23 protein-coding genes are annotated in these 16,463 nt (G+C 67.7%); 13 read left to right on the plus strand and 10 right to left on the minus strand.

What is annotated here, in order from left to right; all coding sequences use genetic code 11:
* Positions 1-108 precede the first annotated feature (108 nt).
* On the plus strand, positions 109-1,518 hold the full coding sequence (locus AC2ITM_RS04630) for an MATE family efflux transporter (protein WP_486468654.1): 1,410 nt from the start codon (positions 109-111) through the stop codon (positions 1,516-1,518).
* A 6-nt stretch (positions 1,519-1,524) separates the two neighbouring features.
* Here AC2ITM_RS04630 and AC2ITM_RS04635 read toward each other — a convergent pair whose 3' ends face one another.
* Both AC2ITM_RS04635 and AC2ITM_RS04640 read right to left on the minus strand, forming a co-directional pair.
* A complete protein-coding gene (locus tag AC2ITM_RS04635) occupies positions 1,525-1,938 on the minus strand; it encodes a hypothetical protein (protein WP_486468655.1) in 414 nt (137 codons plus the stop codon).
* 24 nt (positions 1,939-1,962) lie between these two features.
* Positions 1,963-3,165 (minus strand): pyridoxal phosphate-dependent aminotransferase, encoded by a 1,203-nt coding sequence (locus AC2ITM_RS04640; RefSeq protein ID WP_486468656.1) that lies wholly within the window; start codon positions 3,163-3,165, stop codon positions 1,963-1,965.
* Positions 3,166-3,260: 95 nt separating this feature from the next.
* Here AC2ITM_RS04640 and AC2ITM_RS04645 point away from each other — a divergent pair, with 95 nt between their 5' ends.
* The 3 genes from AC2ITM_RS04645 (at position 3,261) to AC2ITM_RS04655 (ending at position 4,564) form a co-directional block, all read left to right on the plus strand.
* The gene (locus tag AC2ITM_RS04645; RefSeq protein WP_486468657.1) at positions 3,261-3,656 is read left to right on the plus strand and encodes a helix-turn-helix domain-containing protein; all 396 of its coding nucleotides are present in this window, start codon (positions 3,261-3,263) and stop codon (positions 3,654-3,656) included.
* On the plus strand, positions 3,649-3,933 hold the full coding sequence (locus tag AC2ITM_RS04650; protein WP_486468658.1) for a succinate dehydrogenase assembly factor 2: 285 nt from the start codon (positions 3,649-3,651) through the stop codon (positions 3,931-3,933). The genes AC2ITM_RS04645 and AC2ITM_RS04650 overlap by 8 nt, the downstream gene beginning before the upstream one ends.
* A gap of 130 nt (positions 3,934-4,063) precedes the next feature.
* The gene (locus AC2ITM_RS04655; protein ID WP_486468659.1) at positions 4,064-4,564 is read left to right on the plus strand and encodes a MarR family winged helix-turn-helix transcriptional regulator; all 501 of its coding nucleotides are present in this window, start codon (positions 4,064-4,066) and stop codon (positions 4,562-4,564) included.
* 1,177 nt (positions 4,565-5,741) lie between these two features.
* Here the strand turns inward: AC2ITM_RS04655 and AC2ITM_RS04660 are convergent.
* Positions 5,742-6,470 carry a DUF1194 domain-containing protein gene (locus AC2ITM_RS04660; RefSeq protein WP_486468660.1) on the minus strand — a complete coding sequence of 243 codons (729 nt, stop codon included), beginning with the start codon at positions 6,468-6,470 and terminating at the stop codon, positions 5,742-5,744.
* On the minus strand, positions 6,464-6,892 hold the full coding sequence (locus AC2ITM_RS04665; RefSeq protein ID WP_486468661.1) for a VOC family protein: 429 nt from the start codon (positions 6,890-6,892) through the stop codon (positions 6,464-6,466). Before AC2ITM_RS04665 ends, AC2ITM_RS04660 begins: the two co-directional genes overlap by 7 nt.
* Positions 6,893-7,096: 204 nt before the next feature.
* Here AC2ITM_RS04665 and thyX point away from each other — a divergent pair, with 204 nt between their 5' ends.
* The 4 genes from thyX (at position 7,097) to AC2ITM_RS04685 (ending at position 9,850) form a co-directional block, all read left to right on the plus strand.
* Positions 7,097-8,002, plus strand: a complete 906-nt coding sequence (gene thyX / locus AC2ITM_RS04670; RefSeq protein ID WP_486468662.1) for an FAD-dependent thymidylate synthase — start codon at positions 7,097-7,099, stop codon at positions 8,000-8,002.
* Between the two features lie 58 nt (positions 8,003-8,060).
* Positions 8,061-8,264 carry a type I restriction endonuclease gene (locus tag AC2ITM_RS04675; RefSeq protein WP_486468663.1) on the plus strand — a complete coding sequence of 68 codons (204 nt, stop codon included), beginning with the start codon at positions 8,061-8,063 and terminating at the stop codon, positions 8,262-8,264.
* A gap of 39 nt (positions 8,265-8,303) precedes the next feature.
* Positions 8,304-9,236 carry an IS5 family transposase gene (locus tag AC2ITM_RS04680; RefSeq protein ID WP_486468664.1) on the plus strand — a complete coding sequence of 311 codons (933 nt, stop codon included), beginning with the start codon at positions 8,304-8,306 and terminating at the stop codon, positions 9,234-9,236.
* A gap of 212 nt (positions 9,237-9,448) precedes the next feature.
* Positions 9,449-9,850 carry a DUF2177 family protein gene (locus AC2ITM_RS04685; protein ID WP_486468665.1) on the plus strand — a complete coding sequence of 134 codons (402 nt, stop codon included), beginning with the start codon at positions 9,449-9,451 and terminating at the stop codon, positions 9,848-9,850.
* Between the two features lie 75 nt (positions 9,851-9,925).
* Here the strand turns inward: AC2ITM_RS04685 and AC2ITM_RS04690 are convergent, their stop codons facing one another.
* The gene (locus tag AC2ITM_RS04690) at positions 9,926-10,132 is read right to left on the minus strand and encodes a cold-shock protein (protein ID WP_097145690.1); all 207 of its coding nucleotides are present in this window, start codon (positions 10,130-10,132) and stop codon (positions 9,926-9,928) included.
* 195 nt (positions 10,133-10,327) lie between these two features.
* On the opposite strand from AC2ITM_RS04690, the gene AC2ITM_RS04695 reads away from it, so the two are divergent.
* Together AC2ITM_RS04695 and AC2ITM_RS04700 are read left to right on the plus strand one after the other, a co-directional pair.
* Positions 10,328-10,642 carry an arsenate reductase family protein gene (locus AC2ITM_RS04695; RefSeq protein WP_486468666.1) on the plus strand — a complete coding sequence of 105 codons (315 nt, stop codon included), beginning with the start codon at positions 10,328-10,330 and terminating at the stop codon, positions 10,640-10,642.
* A 15-nt stretch (positions 10,643-10,657) separates the two neighbouring features.
* Entirely contained in the window at positions 10,658-11,026 is a 369-nt protein-coding gene (locus tag AC2ITM_RS04700; RefSeq protein WP_486468667.1) for a hypothetical protein, read from the plus strand.
* On the opposite strand, the gene AC2ITM_RS04705 is transcribed toward AC2ITM_RS04700, so the two are convergent.
* Genes AC2ITM_RS04705 through AC2ITM_RS04720 form a run of 4 tightly spaced genes read right to left on the minus strand, consistent with a single transcriptional unit; the run spans position 10,977 to position 13,531 of the window.
* Positions 10,977-11,591 (minus strand): DoxX family membrane protein, encoded by a 615-nt coding sequence (locus AC2ITM_RS04705; protein ID WP_486468668.1) that lies wholly within the window; start codon positions 11,589-11,591, stop codon positions 10,977-10,979. The genes AC2ITM_RS04700 and AC2ITM_RS04705 overlap by 50 nt on opposite strands.
* Positions 11,588-12,331: an HvfC/BufC family peptide modification chaperone gene (locus AC2ITM_RS04710; RefSeq protein WP_486468669.1), complete on the minus strand. Its 744-nt coding sequence runs from the start codon at positions 12,329-12,331 to the stop codon at positions 11,588-11,590. Before AC2ITM_RS04710 ends, AC2ITM_RS04705 begins: the two co-directional genes overlap by 4 nt.
* A complete protein-coding gene (gene bufB / locus AC2ITM_RS04715) occupies positions 12,328-13,176 on the minus strand; it encodes an MNIO family bufferin maturase (protein ID WP_486468670.1) in 849 nt (282 codons plus the stop codon). Before bufB ends, AC2ITM_RS04710 begins: the two co-directional genes overlap by 4 nt.
* A 49-nt stretch (positions 13,177-13,225) precedes the next feature.
* A complete protein-coding gene (locus AC2ITM_RS04720) occupies positions 13,226-13,531 on the minus strand; it encodes a BufA1 family periplasmic bufferin-type metallophore (protein WP_486468671.1) in 306 nt (101 codons plus the stop codon).
* A gap of 165 nt (positions 13,532-13,696) precedes the next feature.
* Between AC2ITM_RS04720 and AC2ITM_RS04725 the strand changes: the two genes are divergently transcribed.
* Genes AC2ITM_RS04725 through AC2ITM_RS04735 form a run of 3 tightly spaced genes read left to right on the plus strand, consistent with a single transcriptional unit; the run spans position 13,697 to position 15,378 of the window.
* Complete coding sequence (locus AC2ITM_RS04725) at positions 13,697-14,266, plus strand: sigma-70 family RNA polymerase sigma factor (protein ID WP_486468672.1); 570 nt, start codon at positions 13,697-13,699, stop codon at positions 14,264-14,266.
* Entirely contained in the window at positions 14,253-14,891 is a 639-nt protein-coding gene (locus AC2ITM_RS04730) for an NrsF family protein (protein WP_486468673.1), read from the plus strand. The genes AC2ITM_RS04725 and AC2ITM_RS04730 overlap by 14 nt, the downstream gene beginning before the upstream one ends.
* Before the next feature lie 52 nt (positions 14,892-14,943).
* On the plus strand, positions 14,944-15,378 hold the full coding sequence (locus AC2ITM_RS04735; RefSeq protein ID WP_486468674.1) for an EamA family transporter: 435 nt from the start codon (positions 14,944-14,946) through the stop codon (positions 15,376-15,378).
* A gap of 167 nt (positions 15,379-15,545) precedes the next feature.
* Here AC2ITM_RS04735 and AC2ITM_RS04740 read toward each other — a convergent pair whose 3' ends face one another.
* The gene (locus AC2ITM_RS04740) at positions 15,546-16,454 is read right to left on the minus strand and encodes a DUF429 domain-containing protein (protein ID WP_486468675.1); all 909 of its coding nucleotides are present in this window, start codon (positions 16,452-16,454) and stop codon (positions 15,546-15,548) included.
* Positions 16,455-16,463: the final 9 nt, after the last annotated feature.

Here is a 16,463-nt window from a genome sequence, read left to right on the forward strand (position 1 = left end):
AGCATACATGCCGCGAGGTGCGGTTTTCCGTAGCGGTGTCAAGGAATTGCTCTCAGCCGTCTTGCCCGGTGCCGCGCTGCGCAGTATGCGCTAACAATGATCCCTCGCATGACATATCGCCAGCATCTGCGGGCCATCCTGGTGCTGGGCCTGCCGCTGGCGGGTTCGCAGCTGGCTCAGATGTCGCTGAGCCTGGTCGATGCGGTCATGCTGGGTTGGTACGACACCACCGCCTTTGCTGCCGAAACGCTGGGCGGATCGCTGTTCATGGTGCTGTTTCTGGCCTGCACGGGCTTTGCTGCGGCGCTGACGCCACTGGTGTCGGCGGCGGAAGGGCGGGGCGAACACACCACCGCCCGCCGCGTCACCCGCATGAGCCTGTGGCTGTCGTTGCTGGCAGGCGCCGCCTGCATGCCGATCCTGCTGAATGCCGAGCCGATCTTTCTGGCGCTCGGCCAAAAGCCCGAGATCGCGAAGCTGGCGGGCGAATACCTGCAGATCCTGTCCTGGAGCGTCTTTCCCGGCCTGACCAGCATGGTGCTGCGCAGCCATCTGGCCGCGCTGGAGCGCACCCGCGTGGTGCTGGCCGCGATGCTGGTGGCGGTGCTGGTGAACGGGGCGGGCAACTATCTGCTGATCTTCGGCCATTTCGGCCTGCCGGAACTGGGGATCCGGGGGGCTGCCATCGCCTCGCTGGTGATGCATTTCGCCACGATGATCTTCCTGGTGGTCTATATCCAGAAGACCCTGCCGGAACACGAGCTGTTCGTGCGCATCTGGCGCCCCGACTGGGAGGCCTTCTTTGAGGTGTTCCGCCTGGGCTGGCCGATCGGGCTGACGCTGGTGGCCGAGGTGGGGCTGTTCTCGGCCACCTCGGTGATGATGGGCTGGGTGGGGGAAACCGCGCTGGTGGCCCATGGCATCGCGCTGCAGATCACCTCCTTCACCTTCATGGTGCATCTCGGGCTCAGCCAGGCGGCGGCGGTGCGGGCGGGGCGGGCGCATGGCCGTGGCACCATGACCGATCTGAAGCGCGGCGCCCGCATGGCGCTGGTGCTGTCGGTGCTGACGGTGGCGGTGACGGTGGTGGCCTTCGTCACCCTGCCGGAGGATCTGATCGGCCTGTTCCTGGATCCCGACGACCCGGCGCGCGATGCGGTGATCGCGGTGGGCCGGGTGCTGCTGCTGGCCTCGGCGGTGTTCCAGCTGGCGGATGCCATGCAGGTGATGGCGCTTGGCCTGCTGCGCGGGCTGCACGACACCCAGCGGCCGATGCTCTATGCGGCGTTCAGCTACTGGTGCGTCGGCGTGCCCTGTTCGTATTTCCTGGGCATCGTGCACCACTGGGGCGGCGTCGGCATCTGGCTGGGGCTGGCCCTGGGGCTGGCGCTGGCCGCGACGCTGATGATGCGGCGCCTGTGGTGGTCCGTCATCCCGCGCATCACCTCCGAGGTCTATGCCCGGCTGGGCCTGAACCACATGATCCCCGCGTCCGAGCGCAGCCGCCGCCAGTCCTGAGCGCCCTCAGCCATCGCCCCGCCGCGCCATCAGCTGATCGGCCCGGCGCCGCACCAGCGTGGTGCGCAGGTCATGCATGGCCAGCAGCAGGGCATCGGTGACGGCATCGGCCTCGGGGCCCTCGGCGCGGGCCTGGGCCCATTGGGCGGCGATGTTCAGCTGATCGACGGTGCGCCAGATGTCGTCCATCTCGCGCCTGGCCAGCAGTGCCCGGCGGTCTTCCATCCAGGCGGCGATGGCGGTCTGGTCGTCTTCGGACAGGATTTCGTCGCCATGCGGCTTCACGCTGCCGTTTCTCAGGTTCACCGTGGCGATCTGGGCCATGGCGATGCGGCGCTGGCGGTCTTCCGTGTCCACGCGAAAGACGAAAGCGCCATTGTCGCGGACACGGAAAAAATACGGGGGTAGCTGGTCAGACATGGGGGCCCTCCTGGGCCCCCGGTCTTACTTCAAACCCTTGCAGAATTCCTGAATGCGCTTGCAGGCTTCCGTCAGGATTTCCTCGGAGGTGGCGTAGGAGATGCGGAAGTAGGGCGACAGGCCGAAGGCCTCGCCGAAGACCACGGCTACGTTCTGCTCTTCCAGCAGGGCGGTGGCGAAGGTCGCGTCATTGTCGATCAGCGTGCCCGCAGCCGAGGTCTTGCCGATCAGCCCCGCGATCGAGGGGTAGACGTAGAAGGCGCCATCGGGGACGGGGCAGGTGACGCCCTCGATCTCGTTCAGCATCGACACGACCAGATCGCGGCGGCGCACGAACAGTTCGTTGTTGGGCGCGATGAAGTCCTGCGTGCCGTTCAGCGCCTCGACCGAGGCCCATTGCGAGATCGTGCAGGGGTTCGAGGTCGATTGCGACTGGATCTTGCGCATCGCGCCGATCAGGTTTTCCGGGCCCGCCGCATAGCCGATCCGCCAGCCGGTCATCGCATAGGCCTTCGACACGCCGTTGACCGTCAGCGTGCGGTCATAAAGCGCCGGTTCGACCTGCGCGGGCGTGCAGAACTTGAAGTCGCCATAGGCCAGGTGTTCGTACATGTCATCCGACAGGATGTAGACATGCGGATGGCGCAGCAGCACGTCGGTCAGCGCCTTCAGCTGGTCCCAGCTGTAGCCCGCACCGGTGGGGTTCGAGGGGCTGTTGAAGATCAGCCACTTGGTCTTCGGCGTGATCGCGGCCTCAAGCGCCTCGGGGGTCAGGCGGAAACCGGTTTCCAGGCCCGCCTCGACGGTGACGGGGGTGCCGCCTGCCAGCAGCACCATGTCGGGGTAGCTGACCCAGTAGGGCGCGGGCACGATGACCTCGTCGCCGGGGTTCAGAGTCGCCATCAGCGCATTGTAAAGGACCTGCTTGCCGCCGGTGCCGACGGTGACCTGGCTGGGCTTGTAGCTCAGGCCGTTGTCACGGGCGAACTTGGCGCAGATCGCCTGTTTCAGTTCGGGCATCCCGTCGGGGGCGGTGTATTTCGTCTTGCCCGCCTCGATCGCGGCGATGGCCGCGGCCTTGATGTTGTCGGGGGTGTCGAAGTCGGGTTCACCCGCGCTCAGGCCGATGACGTCACGGCCCTGGGCCTTCAGCTCCTGCGCCTTGGTGGTCATCATGATCGTCGGAGAGGGTTTCACACGGGCCAGCGTGTCAGAGAGGAAAGCCATGGGACCGGGTCCTTGGTTTGTCATTTCACGCGGACCGTCTTAGGCTTGACCCAAGGACGTCGCAAGGCGGATCGGAGCCGCGAAAGGATTGCCCCATGACGGATGACTGGTACAGTGCCGAAAGTGCCACCTTCGGAGACCGCATCGAGGCCGCGCGCTTGGCTGCGGGCATGACCCAGGGCCAGCTGGCCAAGCGGCTGGGGGTCAAGCTGGGCACCCTGCGCGGCTGGGAGGAAGACCTGGCCGAACCCCGCGCCAACCGGTTGCAGATGCTGTCGGGAATGCTGGGGGTGTCGCTGCCCTGGCTGCTGACCGGCGAGGGCGAGGGCGTCGCCCCCCCCGATGACGACAGCCCCGCGCCCGATCCCGGCGTTCTTGCGGCATTGCAGGAAATGCGCCAGATCCGCACCCAGATGGCTGGCATGGCGGACCGGCTGGCGCTATTGGAGAAGCGCCTGAGAAGTGCCCTCAAGGAGCCCCAGAATGAGTGAACCTATCCCCACCGGCGAAGCCCGCCCCGTCCGCCTGAAACGTCTGCACATGCGGTCGATGCGCCGTGGCATCAAGGAGATGGACATCATCCTGATGCGCTTCGCGGCGCTCGAGATGGAAAAACTGACGGATGCCGAGCTGGACCTTTACGACGCCGTGCTGTCGAACAATGACCAGGACCTGTACCAGTGGGTCTCGGGGCAGCAGCAGCCGCCCGCCGCGCTGGCGCCGATGATCACCCGCATCGCCGAGGTCAATGACCGCGCGCTGGAGTGATCCTCCATACGGTCCCGTTGTGATTAACGGGGCCGTTAACCACAGGGACGATCTATCCATTTGGAATTAACCTGATTTTCGGGAATTTGGCTCAATTCTCCGGTCCATCAAGGAATGGACGGAGAACGGGATGAGCATTCAGAGAGCCATCGGTGCCAAGGCCGCGCCGGAAGAGTTCATGGCAGGCTATCTAGATGCGCTGGCGCTGGTCGAGCGGCTGCACAGGCTGCTTCTGGATGTCATCAAGGATGAATTCGAACGCGTCGGTGTGCTGGAAATCAATGCGGTTCAGGCGCTGCTGCTGTTCAACATCGGCGAGAACGAGGTGACCGCGGGCGAACTGAAGTCGCGCGGCTATTACCAGGGCAGCAATGTCAGCTACAACCTGAAGAAGCTGGTCGAGATGGGCTACATGCACCATGAGCGCTGCGAGATCGACCGCCGCTCGGTCCGGGTGCGGCTGACGCCCAAGGGACGCGAGATCCGCGGCGTGGTTTCGGGGCTGTTTGCCCGCCATGCGGAAGGGCTGCAGGGCCGCGACGTGCTGGATCTGCACGGTCTGGCCGATGTCACTTCGGTGCTGCGTCGGGTTGAACGTTTCTGGAGCGACCAGATCCGCTACATCTACTGACCGGGCCGCCCCCGGGGCGGGTGATCTAGTGCCTGTCGCGGGTTCCGGGTGCGGGACGCGGAGGCCATCTGACCCGGTGGTTGGTGGCTGGAAAGCGTGCGGTGCTGGCAAACGGACGGGTGGCCTGATGGCGGACCGGACCTCGCCCGGTGATTGGGTGAGCCCTGGGAGGCAGTTTTCTGAGGTCAGGTCCTGTGGATTGGCCGACAGGACAGTTTTAACACTGGGCGGATGCGTCGACCAACCGGGGGAGGCCGGGCGGGAGGGCGTCCTTACAGGCCGGGGCCAAGCTTTCCCGCCAAGGCCTTGGGCTGGTCGAGGGGGCTGTCGCGCAGCCGGCGGTTTCCGTGCTGTTCTTCGCGCGGGTCGTGCCAGCTGGCGCGCGGCTGGCATCATGCATTCATCGGGTGCAAAAACGCCAGTCGTTCCGGGCGCCGCCGCCCGGGCTGGGGCGAGGGTGTGATCCCCGTGTTTAAAGTCGGTTTGAAAGGGGCGTGCTGCCTGGCTGGGCTGGAAGCTGTATTTTGCCCTTGCCGTCAGATAGATGCTTGGGACACTTTTCGTCGGCACGTCGGCACGTCGGCACGTCGGCACGTCGGCACGTCGGCACGTCGGCACGTCGGCACGTCGGCACGTCGGCACGTCGGCACGTCGGCACGTCGGCACGTCGGCACGTCGGCACGTCGGCACGTCGGCACGTCGGCACGTCGGCACGTCGGCACGTCGGCACGTCGGCACGTCGGCACGTCGGCACGTCGGCACGTCGGCACGTCGGCACGTCGGCACGTCGGCACGTCGGCACGTCGGCACGTCGGCACGTCGGCACGTCGGCACGTCGGCACGTCGGCACGTCGGCACGTCGGCACGTCGGCACGTCGGCACGTCGGCACGTCGGCACGTCGGCACGTCGGCACGTCGGCACGTCGGCACGTCGGCACGTCGGCACGTCGGCACGTCGGCACGTCGGCACGTCGGCACGTCGGCACGTCGGCACGTCGGCACGTCGGCACGTCGGCACGTCGGCACGTCGGCACGTCGGCACGTCGGCACGTCGGCACGTCGGCACGTCGGCACGTCGGCACGTCGGTCCGGGGCGCGCCAAAACCTGCCGGGCGGTTCGGCGGCAGACCTTGCCCGGCCGCCTTGCAGTCGCATCCGCACCTGGCTCTGTCACCCGTCAGCCGGCATCCTCGGGGCGCTGGGGCAGGGCTCCCAGCTGCATGTCGTTGGTTTCCCGATACAGCTTCATCGTCATGGCGCGCAGGAAGTCCTCGAACCCCTGGGCGATCTCGACGAAGGCACCGGGGCCATGGCGGACCTCGGTCTGGTAGAAATGCAGCACGCCCTGGTCCGGGCCCAGGATCGCCAGCCCATTCACCGTGATGTCGTCAAAGGGAAAGTTCTGGTAGGCCAGCTGTGGCCCGAAGCCCTCGTTGTTGATGCCGTCGCCCGAGACGTCGATGACCTTGCGCAGGCAGGGCGGCGCCTGTTGCATCATCCCCGCGCCATAGCCCAGGCCATAGCCTGCGGCGGTCGGAAAGCCCACGTTCACCCGGTGGCTGCGGGCGATGGTCGCCACCGCGGCATCCAGCGCCGCGGGGCTGTCGATCAGGATCCAGGGCAGGATCACCGCCTGCTGCTGCCGGCCGCTCCATTCATAGGCCCCCAGGGCCACCGGCCCGCTGCCCTCCAGGATCGCCCGGCGCACGTCCGGATCCATCAGCGCCGCCGCCGTGCCGTCGCGCTGCAGCTGGTATTCCTGCGCATCGACCGAGGCCGAGACATCCATCGCCAGCAGCAGCGCCAGACGGCAGGTCTGGTCCTGGGCCTGCGCCGGCAGGCCCAGCCCGAGGGCCAGCGCCCCCGTCAGCGCCGCGAAGGCGCCACGGAGGCCGCCCCTCACCAATGCCCGGTATTTTCCATGCTGGCCCAGGGCTCCTGCGGCGGCAGAGAGTCTCCGGCCTGCAGCAGCTCGATCGAGACATTGTCGGGCGAGCGCACGAAGGCCATGTGACCGTCGCGCGGCGGCCGGTTGATCGTCACGCCCGCCTCCATCAGCGCCTGGCAGGTGGCGTAGATGTCGTCGACCGCATAGGCCAGGTGGCCGAAATGTCGGCTGTCCGACGGCAGCCCCGCGTCGCCGTCCCAGTTGTAGGTCAGTTCGATCGGGCATTCGGGCTGGCCCTCGGGGGCCATGAAGACCAGGGTGAAACGGCCGCCCTCGTGGTCGATCCGGCGGGTCTCCTTCAGGCCCAGCAGGGCATAGAAGGCCATCGAGGCCTCAAGGTCCTTCACCCGGACCATGGTGTGCAGGTAGCGCAAAGTCATCACGTCGTCCTTCCTTCCGGCGGGCCCGTGCCGGCGGCGCGGACCCCTGTTGCGGGAAAGGGTAGCAGCCCCGTGCCGCATGTCGATCCCCCATCTTCCGGGGGCCGATGCAGAAATCGCGTGGACCGTCCCCGGAAGGGGATGAAAGCCCGCCCCCGTGGTTGTAAAGGAGAGACCGAACCAGATCTTCCGAGAGGACCCCCCATGCCCCTGTCCCCCGACCAACAGGCCGAGATCGCCGAGCTGCGCTCGGCCCCCCAGCAGACCCTGCGGGCGACCGTTCCCGGCATGGAGGCGCATCTCTACAAGGCCTATCCGGTGCTGGACCACGGTTTCGTGCGGGTCATCGACTACATGGGCGACGACGCCGCGATCTGCCAGGCGGCGCGGGTGTCCTATGGGCGCGGCACCAAGTCGGTGCAGAATGACGAGGGGCTGATCCGCTACCTGATGCGGCACTGGCACTCGACCCCGTTCGAGATGTGCGAGCTGAAGCTGCACGTCAAGCTGCCGGTCTTCGTGGCGCGCCAGTGGATCCGCCACCGCACGGCGAACGTCAACGAATACTCGGCCCGCTATTCGATCCTGGACCGGGAATTCTATATCCCCGCGCCGGAAAACCTGGCGGCGCAGTCGCAGATCAACAACCAGGGCCGCGGAGAGCTGCTGGAAGGCGCCGAAGCCGCCCGCGTGCTGGAGTTGCTGAAGGCCGATTCCATGCGCGCCTACGACCATTACCAGGACATGATCAGCCAGGATGGCCAGCAGGGTCTGGCGCGCGAACTGGCGCGGATGAACCTGCCGGCGAACATCTACACCCAGTGGTACTGGAAGGTGGATCTGCACAACCTGCTGCATTTCCTGCGCCTGCGCGCCGATGCCCATGCGCAATACGAAATCCGCGTCTACGCCGAGGCGATGTGCAAGCTGGTCGCCGACTGGGTGCCCTTCGCCTACAAGGCCTTCGAAGATTACCGCCTGGGCGCGGTCACCATGTCGGCGCAGATGGTCGACTGCCTGCGCCGGATGCTGGCGGGCGAAGAGGTGACCGAGGAAAACTGCGGCATGAGCAAACGCGAATGGCGCGAATTCCAGGGCGTGCTCTCGTAATCGGAATTCCTTGACAGCGGCCACCCTAATTCGCCTCATGGTGGAAAAGGGGGTGGTCATGTCCAACTTGGAAATGTCGATGCGGGCGCTGGCAAAGCGCGTCGAGGATTACTCGGAAACGATACAGACGGAGGAGGCAGTGAAGACCTCCGTCATCCTGCCGTTCCTTCAGGCGCTTGGGTACGACGTCTTCAATCCCGCCGAGGTGGTGCCCGAGTTCACCGCCGATGCCGTGGGCGTTGTTGCAGAACTCAGCCGGTGAAGGATTCACATCGGGAATCCATGCGGTTAGACGCGCTGCATGAGCAAGCCCAAGCCCGCCCGCTACCACACGACAAACTGGTCTACCTACAACGATGCGCTCAGGAAGCGCGGGTCACTGCTGATCTGGCTGAACAAGGAGATGGCCTGGCACGCGCCGCATGAGGGACGCCCAGGGCGCCCGCCAGTTTTCTTGGATGCCGCGATCCAGTTCTGCCTGTCGATCAAGGTGCTGTTCAAACTGCCGCTCAGACAGACAGCCGGGATGGTCGCGAGCCTCCTGCGGCTCGCAGGACTGGACTGGCCCATTCCCGACTACTCGACGCTGTGCCGTAGGCAGAAGACCCTCAAGGTGCAGATCCCCTATCGTCGTGCCGACGGGCCGCTGAATCTGCTGGTGGACAGCACCGGCATCAAGTTTCTTGGCGACGGCGAATGGCAGGCCCGCAAGCATGGTGTTCAGGGTCGTCGCCAATGGCGCAAGGTGCATCTGGCAATGGACACTACCACTTCGGATATCCGGGCCGTTGAGTTCACCCCCAGCCGGGAAGGCGACAGCCCCATCCTGCCAGACCTGTTGGGCCAGATCCCCGAGGACGAGGACATCGGCACCGTGACTGCGGATGGCGCCTACGATACCCGCCGATGTCACAGCGCCATCATCGCACGCGGCGGCTCGGCAATCATACCGATCCGAAGGAACGGTCGGGCTTGGAAAGAGGACTGCCCGGCTGCCAAGGCGCGCAACGAACCCCTGCGCGCCACACGTCACTACGGCCGGGCGTTCTGGAAACGGTGGACCGGATACCACGCTCGCAGCCGCGTGGAGGCCAAGATGCGCTGCATCAAGTCCTTCGGCGAGCGCATCGCTGCAAGGGACCCCGATCGCCAAACCGCCGAAATCCACATCCGCGTCGCTCTTATCAATCGCTTCAACGCGCTCGGCACCGCCGAGGTTGTTCGCGTGGCCTGAGCCTGAACGGGAAAGGGGCACTCACGTCTCAGGCCGCCTTTCTGCAACAACGCCGGCGATGCCGAGGAGCGCATGGAAATCGCGACGCTGGACGACATGTTCGACTTTCGCGAGCGTATCCTGGCCACGGCATCAAAGTACTGAAGCATTGAACGACTGATCCACCGGGCTCCGGGGGACGTATTCCCCGGTGGATATCGCCCGGAGGCCCCATGCAGACCGTCACGCTTTACCTTGTCACCGCCGTCGTCTTCCTGGGCCTTGATGCCGTGATGCTGAAGACCGTGATGCGGCCGCTGTTCGAGACCCGGCTGGCGGAGCAGCTGCTCGACACGCCGCGGATGGGGCCGGCGGCGCTGTTCTACCTGTTCTACGTGGGGGCGCTGTTGTGGTTCGTCTCGGTGCCGGCGCTGGCGCAGGGGGGGGCGATGCGGGCCTTGCTGAACGGCGCGCTGCTGGGCGCGCTGGCCTATGGCACCTATGAATTCACCAACTACGCCACCCTCAGGGCCTGGTCGCCGCTGATGGTCGCCATCGACCTGGGCTGGGGCACGCTGCTGACCGGGATCTCGGCCGCGGCGGGCGTGGCACTGGTGCAGCGCATCTGGGGATAATACCCCGACAGGAGAACCCGGAAACCGCGGTCCCCGGGTTGGTTCTGGCATTTCGAAATGTCGTGGAACAGGCTATCAGAGAAGTTTCAGATCGCCCGCCATCTTGCGACCGTCACGGCCTTCGGTCAGCTCGTAGCCGACCTTCTGGTTGTCCGCGAGCCCCGTCAGCCCGGAACGTTCCACCGCGGAGATATGGACGAAAACGTCCTTGCCGCCCTCCTCGGGTTCGATGAACCCGTAGCCCTTCGTCGTATTGAACCATTTTACGGTGCCTACAGGCATTCCGTCTCTCCTCTTGCCGTTCCCGCCCCGCAAACGAGGCCTTCGCTGCACGGCGCCCCTGTTCCGGAACTTACGGTGCGTAAACGCCCTGCGACCCTTCAAGGATTGCATTGCCTCTGTAAAAAGCAAGCAAAACACGTTTCATGCTGCACCACAGCACAGCATTTGAGCGATTGGCCACGAAAGGGGGCACCCATGCGCGTCTACGGAATCAAGACCTGCGACACCTGCCGCAAGGCACTGAAAGATCTTCCTGAATCTGATCTTTTCGATATTCGGAACGATGGCCTGCCGGAAGACGTTCTGCGCCGCGCTGCCGAAACATTCGGCAATGCGCTTATGAATACGCGCTCGACCACATGGCGGGGATTGCCCGAGGCCGAGCGTGAAAAGGACATGCTGACGCTGTTGCGCGATCATCCGCTGTTGATGAAGCGGCCCCTTATCGAAGCGGGGGATGCGCTCTATCTGGGATGGGGAAAGGACGTGCAGGCAAAGCTTCTGGGCTGAGCCGGAGGAGAGGCAATGCGCAACGCGGCAATGATACTGGGGCTGATCGGCGGGCTGATGGCGCTGGTGGTGGGGCTGGGGGCCTATGGCTACACGGCGGCGATTTCCACCTGGGGCGAGGTCGACGGGCTGTTCCTGCAGGTCCAGGACCCGGACCGGGTGCGTCTGACGGCGCTGGTGGTGCCGATCCTGGCGCTGGCCGGCGCCGGCATGAGCCGCGCCCGCGCGCTGTGGGGCGGTCTGCTGATGCTGGCCTCGGCGGTGGGGTTCTACCTGGGCTACGGGGTGAATTTCTTTACCCTGTTCCCGATGGCCTTCATCGGGGCGGCGGGCGTCATGGCGCTGGCGGCCGGACGCCCGGACGAGGAAAAGGCGCATTTCTGAAGGTCAGCCGGTCCAGCGACAGCGGACCGGCGCCCTTCACCGCCAGCACCAGCAGCAGGAAGACCCAAAGCGCGCGCTGATCGGCGATCAGCCCGTCGGGGGCGCGGTCGAACCAGCGGCCGACGGTGTCGGGCTGGTGGATCAGGCCATGGCCGAAAAGATCGGTCAGGGTCTGCACCGCGACAAAGCCGGTCATCGCCAGGGCTGCGGGGCGGGTCAGCAGCCCCAGCACCAGCAGCGCCGGCAGGGTGAATTCCGCGCCCGTGCCCGCCAGCACCACCAGCCGCGCCAGCAGGCCCATGCGGTCGGGGTCATAGCCTGCGGCCTCGAAGGCGCGGGGGAAGATCTGCGCCCAGGCCCCGGCCGAGGGCTGCCAGGGCGCAGGCCCCAGCTTGGTCAGCGCCGAGGTCCAGAAATACCTCAGCAGGATGGCGGCAAACAGCAGCCGTGCCAGCAGGGGCAGCAGCGAGTCCAGACGGTCCGGCGTCTGCCGGAAGGGGGCCAGAAGGGTTGGGGCCAGCCGGGCAAGGGGCAGCCGGGCAAGGCGGCGTGTCGGATCGGTCATGCGTCCTCCGGGGCGGTCAGGGCCTGCAAGGACAGAAGGCGGCCCAGCAGGCGGGGCAGGTCAAAGGCAGGGGCTTCGGACAGGGCGGCGTCCAGGGCGGTTCCGGCGGTCTGGCCGTGCCGCAGGGCCGCCAGGAAGGCCGCATCGCCCGGCGCCAGGGCCTCGCACAGGGGATCGTAGCCGGGGCGGGCGATCAGCACGTCCTGGGGCCCGGCACCGGGGGGCGGGCCATCGTGATGCGCCAGCTGCCAGATCCCGTGCAGCGGCCAGTCCGAGCGGATCACCTGCACCGCGGGCGCAAGCCCCAGCCGCAGCTGCGGCAGCGCGTCCTGCGGCAGCAGCGCCAGCGCATCGGCGCTCAGCGGCGGGGCATCGGCGGCGTGGTAGGCGCGGCGCAGCGCCAGGTCCAGCCGCGCGACATCGGGCAGATAGCCCATCGGCGCCAGCGCCTCGATCCCGGCGATGAAACCGGGCAGGGCCGCGCCATATTGCACCAGCAGGGGGGATCGCGGCGGATGTGCTGCGATGAACATCCGGGCCAGCCGCTGCAGGCTGCCCGCGCCCAGCAGCGCCCCCAGCGTTGGGAACCCCGCGATCACCGCTTCGCTCAGCGAGACGGCGACGTTGTTGCGATAGACGGCAAAGCGCCGCGGCGCGGGCCGGCCGCGGCCGTCGTGCAGCCCGGCGGGCAGCGGCGCGTCGGGATCGCGCAGGGCGTCCAGGAAGGCGGCTTCGGTCATCGCACGGCCTCCAGCGCGCGGGTGGCGCGGGTGGCCTCGGCGCGCAGGACCGGCCAGTCGGGCACGTCGGTGTCCCATTCGATCAGCACCGGGCGCGGCCCCGACAGCGCCAGCACGTGGTCCAGCAGCGCCCAGACGGGATCGGCCACCGGGCAGCCGTGGCTGTCGATCAGCAGCGGCCGGCCGGCCTCGTCTTGGTCGGTGTCATGGCCGCCCAGGTGGATCTCGGCCACCAGCGACAGGGGTAGGGCCTCGACATAGGCGCGGGGGTCATGGCCAAGGTTCGTGGCCGAGACGAAGACGTTGTTCACATCCAGCAGCAGCCCGCAGCCGGTGCGGCGGGCGACCTCGGTCAGAAAGGCGTTCTCGGGCATCTCGCTTTCCGAGAACGCCAGGTAGGACGAGGGGTTTTCCAGCAGCATCCGACGGCCCAGGGTCTGCTGCACCTCGTCGATGTGATCACAGACCCGGGCAAGGGTGCGCGCGGTATAGGGCAGCGGCAGCAGGTCGTTCAGGAAGGCGCCTTCGTGGGTCGACCAGGCCAGGTGTTCGGAAAAACTGGCGGGCCGCAGCCCGTCGCAGAGCTGTCTCAGGCGGTGCAGATGTTCGGCGTCCAGCGGCGCCGCACCGCCGATCGACAGGCCCACGCCATGCACTGACAGGGCAAAGCGTTCGGCAAGGGCCGCCAGCTGCGCACGGGGGCGGCCGCCGGCGCCCATGTAGTTCTCGGCGTGGATCTCCAGCCAGCGGACGGGGCCGGGGTCCTGCATCAGGGCCTCGAAATGCTGCGGCTTGAAGCCGGTGCCTGCGGCCAGCGGCAGGCGGGGAAGTGGGGCGTCGAACATGGGGCTCTCCGGGTTGGGCCGGGCGCGCACCGGGCGCGCCCGGGGGGCGTCACTTCATCGGCAGGTCACGCTCCAGCGCGCTCAGAGAGCCCATGCGCGGCGTGCCGTCGGCGGCCGCGGGCAGCTTGATCATCGTGCACTTGCCCTCTTCGACGAAGCTCCAGGAATTGCCCTGGTAATCGACCTTCGAGGTCCCGGCGCAGGTGGTGCCGGGGCCGGCCGCGCAGTCGTTCTTGCCGGCCATGGCGACGCCAAAGCATTTCTCCTGCCCGGCGGCGGCAGCGGGGACGGCCTGGGCGGTCAGGGCGGCGGCAAGGGCGGTGGCCAGGGTCAGGGCGGTGGTGGTCTTGGTCATGGGATCCTCCCGGGGGGTTGCGGGCGCCGTCATGGCGTCCCGATGCCTGTCCCTTCGCGGCGGCAGGTCCCTTCGTTACGCCGCTCACGAACTGGTGATCGGGGGGCAGAATTTCCTCGGCTTGGGTGTAACGTTTTGCCATTCTGCAGCGAACGGAGGGGCAGGATGACGGACAGGCACATGCATTGGGGCGACTTGCTGCGCCGCGCGCGGCGCGGTGACCAGGCGGCCTATGCGCGCTTCCTGACCGAGGCCACGCCGGTCATCCGCACCATCGCCCGGTCCCGTGCCCGCGGCGATGATGCCGCGGTCGAGGATATCGTCCAGGAGGTTCTGCTGGGCCTGCATGCCAAGCGCCACACCTGGCAGGAAGACATGCCCGTGACGCCCTGGCTATATGCCATCGCGCGCTACAAGGCGGCGGATGCGGTGCGCCGCCGCCGCCGCGCCCCGGCCGAACCGCTGGAGGATCACGCCGATCACCTGGCGGACGACCGGGCGGGCGACGTGACGGCGGCGCGCGACCTGGGGCGGCTGCTGGACGGCATCGACAGCCGCTCGGCCGGGATCGTGCGGGCGGTGGGCCTTGAGGGCGAGACCGCCGGAGAGGTCGGCGCGCGTCTGGGGCTAAGCGAGGGCGCGGTGCGGGTGGCCTATCACCGGGCGATGGGGCGGCTGCGGGCGCTGGTGGCGCCGGGGCATTTGCCGAAGGATGGACGTGATGAAGACAGATGACCTGATTGCCCGGCTGGCACAGCAGCCCGTCCCGGCCGAGGGCGGTGTCGAGGCGCGCCTGACGCCTTTTCTGGTGCTGGGGCTGATGGTCTCGGTGGCGGGGTATTTCGCGGTGCTGGGGCCGCGGCCCGACCTGTGGCAGGTGGTGCAGGCGCCGGTGGTGGCCGCCAAGACCGCGTTGCCGCTGGTGCTGGCGCCGATGGCGCTGGTGCTGGCGCGGCGGGCGGCCCGGCCGGGGGCGCGGCCCCGGGCGATGGGGCGGATGATCTGGGTAATTCCGTTGGCCGCCGTGGCGCTGTTCGTGGCGGCTTATGCCACGACCGATCCGATCCTGCGCTTTGGCCTGTTCATGGGCCATTCGATCCCGGTCTGCATGCCGGCGATCACCGCGCTGTCGCTGCCGATGCTGGTGGCGCTGCTGCTGGCGCTGCGCCGGGGCGCGCCCGAGCATCCGGCCCGCTGCGGCGCCTGGGCGGGGCTGGCGGCGGCGGCGCTGGCCACCGTGGTCTACTCGACCTTCTGCACCGAGGATTCACCGCTGTTCTACAGCGTCTGGTATTCGGCAGGCATCCTGATCGCCACGGGCATTGGCGCATTGGCGGGCGCGCGGGTCCTGCGCTGGTAGGGGCGGGGCTGGCGGGCTAGGGTGCTTTCGACACAAGGGAGACCTCATCCTCATGGCGGCACTGGCGGCAAGCTGGCAACTCTGGGCTATTCTGGCGGCGGTCTTCGCGGCGCTGACGGCAGTCTTCGGCAAGATCGGCGTCAGCCGCATCGACAGCGACTATGCGACCTTCCTGCGGACCTGCGTGGTGCTGGTGGTGCTGGGCGTGATCCTGGCGGTGACCCGCAAATTCGAGCCCCTGCGCACGATCCCGCCGCGCAGCGCGCTGTTTCTGGTGCTGTCGGGGCTGGCGACGGGGGCGTCGTGGGTCTGCTATTACCGGGCGCTGCAGATGGGGCAGGCCTCTCAGGTGGCGCCGGTCGACAAGCTGAGCGTCGTGCTGGTGGCGATCTTCGGCGTGGTCTTCCTTGGGGAACATCTGTCCACCACCGGCTGGATCGGCGTCGCGCTGGTCGGCGCGGGGGCGGTGCTGATGACGCTGGGCTAGGCTGGGCTGTCCGCTGTCACGGGGCTGCGGATGGGATGCCGGCCTCTGCCTGCAGGGCGGGGCCGGACCTGCGCGCAGCCTTTGGCGTACCGCCGGACGGCCACAGGGATGGCGCCGCAGATCCTGACATCGGGGGACCGCCCGCCAGCGCCAGTGCATCAGGGCGTCTAGGGTTGCTGGCCCAGGATCCAGCCTTCCCAGCGGTGGACCTGCGCCAGGTCGGGCGCGCCTTCGGGCAGATGGCCCTGCACCACGTCCAGCATGGCGCAAAGGCCCGCAAGGGCGTCGAACTGGTCCTCGCCCTCGGGGCCACTGGCGAAACCTGCCTCGATCCCGGCCCGCAGCGCCGGGGTCATGGCGTGGCCACGCCGGGCGATCCAGCCCAGCAACGGGCCGCTGGCATGGGGGCGGCGGTGGTCCCGGTTCCGCTTGCTCCACCGGCGGGTCTTGGTGATGCCGATGCGGGCATAGGCTTCGGCGGGGTAGGTTTCGGCCACCACTGTATCATGACGGGCCAGCAGGTCGTGCAGGCGGCCCTGAAAGGGCCAGAGGCCGAGGCGCGGCAGGTTCGGCTGCAGCACCTCCTGCCAGCCGGTGATCGCGCCCTTGCCCACCTGGTTGCCGCCCAGCGTCCAGAACAGGGCGCAGGCGGCGGCGCGGGTGGGGGTCCTGCGGTCGCAAAGCCGCAGCAGGGCGTCAAAGTCGGGCATGTCCAGGCCGGCCGCCAAGTGGTCGCGTTTCCGCCCGCCCGGCGCGTGGGGATAGAAGGGGCGGCGCAGGGAAATCTGCGACCTGTCGCGGCAGACGGAGAACCAGTCCGCCCAGTCCCCCGACCCGAACCCCGCCAGCGCCGAGGGGAAATCCGCAAAGCCCGTCCGGGCGCCATAGGCGGCTGGAAGGCCGATGGGAAAGTCGAACCCCAGCAGCAGCGGGCCGCAGCCCCGCATCCGCGCCAGCAGCGTCGCGGTGTCGCCCACCGGTTCCGGGGCGCCCAAAAGGTAACGGCCGCCCCTTGGCAGGGCGGCCGTCATCCAGCGTTTCCTCGGATGCAGGCTCCAGTCGCAATGCACGATCACCGGAGCCCT

The sequence above is a fragment of the Pseudooceanicola sp. NS-SX9 genome, assembly GCF_057380705.1.

What these genes read in the sequence shown, in the direction of transcription:
- AC2ITM_RS04630 (WP_486468654.1), top strand. Translation starts at nt 109, where the DNA reads ATGACATATCGCCAGCATCTGCGGGCCATCCTGGTGCTGGGCCTGCCG.
- AC2ITM_RS04635 (WP_486468655.1), bottom strand. Translation starts at nt 1,938, where the DNA reads ATGTCTGACCAGCTACCCCCGTATTTTTTCCGTGTCCGCGACAATGGC.
- AC2ITM_RS04640 (WP_486468656.1), bottom strand. Translation starts at nt 3,165, where the DNA reads ATGGCTTTCCTCTCTGACACGCTGGCCCGTGTGAAACCCTCTCCGACG.
- AC2ITM_RS04645 (WP_486468657.1), top strand. Translation starts at nt 3,261, where the DNA reads ATGACGGATGACTGGTACAGTGCCGAAAGTGCCACCTTCGGAGACCGC.
- AC2ITM_RS04650 (WP_486468658.1), top strand. Translation starts at nt 3,649, where the DNA reads ATGAGTGAACCTATCCCCACCGGCGAAGCCCGCCCCGTCCGCCTGAAA.
- AC2ITM_RS04655 (WP_486468659.1), top strand. Translation starts at nt 4,064, where the DNA reads ATGAGCATTCAGAGAGCCATCGGTGCCAAGGCCGCGCCGGAAGAGTTC.
- AC2ITM_RS04665 (WP_486468661.1), bottom strand. Translation starts at nt 6,892, where the DNA reads ATGACTTTGCGCTACCTGCACACCATGGTCCGGGTGAAGGACCTTGAG.
- thyX (WP_486468662.1), top strand. Translation starts at nt 7,097, where the DNA reads ATGCCCCTGTCCCCCGACCAACAGGCCGAGATCGCCGAGCTGCGCTCG.
- AC2ITM_RS04675 (WP_486468663.1), top strand. Translation starts at nt 8,061, where the DNA reads ATGTCCAACTTGGAAATGTCGATGCGGGCGCTGGCAAAGCGCGTCGAG.
- AC2ITM_RS04680 (WP_486468664.1), top strand. Translation starts at nt 8,304, where the DNA reads ATGAGCAAGCCCAAGCCCGCCCGCTACCACACGACAAACTGGTCTACC.
- AC2ITM_RS04685 (WP_486468665.1), top strand. Translation starts at nt 9,449, where the DNA reads ATGCAGACCGTCACGCTTTACCTTGTCACCGCCGTCGTCTTCCTGGGC.
- AC2ITM_RS04690 (WP_097145690.1), bottom strand. Translation starts at nt 10,132, where the DNA reads ATGCCTGTAGGCACCGTAAAATGGTTCAATACGACGAAGGGCTACGGG.
- AC2ITM_RS04695 (WP_486468666.1), top strand. Translation starts at nt 10,328, where the DNA reads ATGCGCGTCTACGGAATCAAGACCTGCGACACCTGCCGCAAGGCACTG.
- AC2ITM_RS04700 (WP_486468667.1), top strand. Translation starts at nt 10,658, where the DNA reads ATGCGCAACGCGGCAATGATACTGGGGCTGATCGGCGGGCTGATGGCG.
- AC2ITM_RS04705 (WP_486468668.1), bottom strand. Translation starts at nt 11,591, where the DNA reads ATGACCGATCCGACACGCCGCCTTGCCCGGCTGCCCCTTGCCCGGCTG.
- AC2ITM_RS04710 (WP_486468669.1), bottom strand. Translation starts at nt 12,331, where the DNA reads ATGACCGAAGCCGCCTTCCTGGACGCCCTGCGCGATCCCGACGCGCCG.
- bufB (WP_486468670.1), bottom strand. Translation starts at nt 13,176, where the DNA reads ATGTTCGACGCCCCACTTCCCCGCCTGCCGCTGGCCGCAGGCACCGGC.
- AC2ITM_RS04720 (WP_486468671.1), bottom strand. Translation starts at nt 13,531, where the DNA reads ATGACCAAGACCACCACCGCCCTGACCCTGGCCACCGCCCTTGCCGCC.
- AC2ITM_RS04725 (WP_486468672.1), top strand. Translation starts at nt 13,697, where the DNA reads ATGACGGACAGGCACATGCATTGGGGCGACTTGCTGCGCCGCGCGCGG.
- AC2ITM_RS04730 (WP_486468673.1), top strand. Translation starts at nt 14,253, where the DNA reads ATGAAGACAGATGACCTGATTGCCCGGCTGGCACAGCAGCCCGTCCCG.
- AC2ITM_RS04735 (WP_486468674.1), top strand. Translation starts at nt 14,944, where the DNA reads ATGGCGGCACTGGCGGCAAGCTGGCAACTCTGGGCTATTCTGGCGGCG.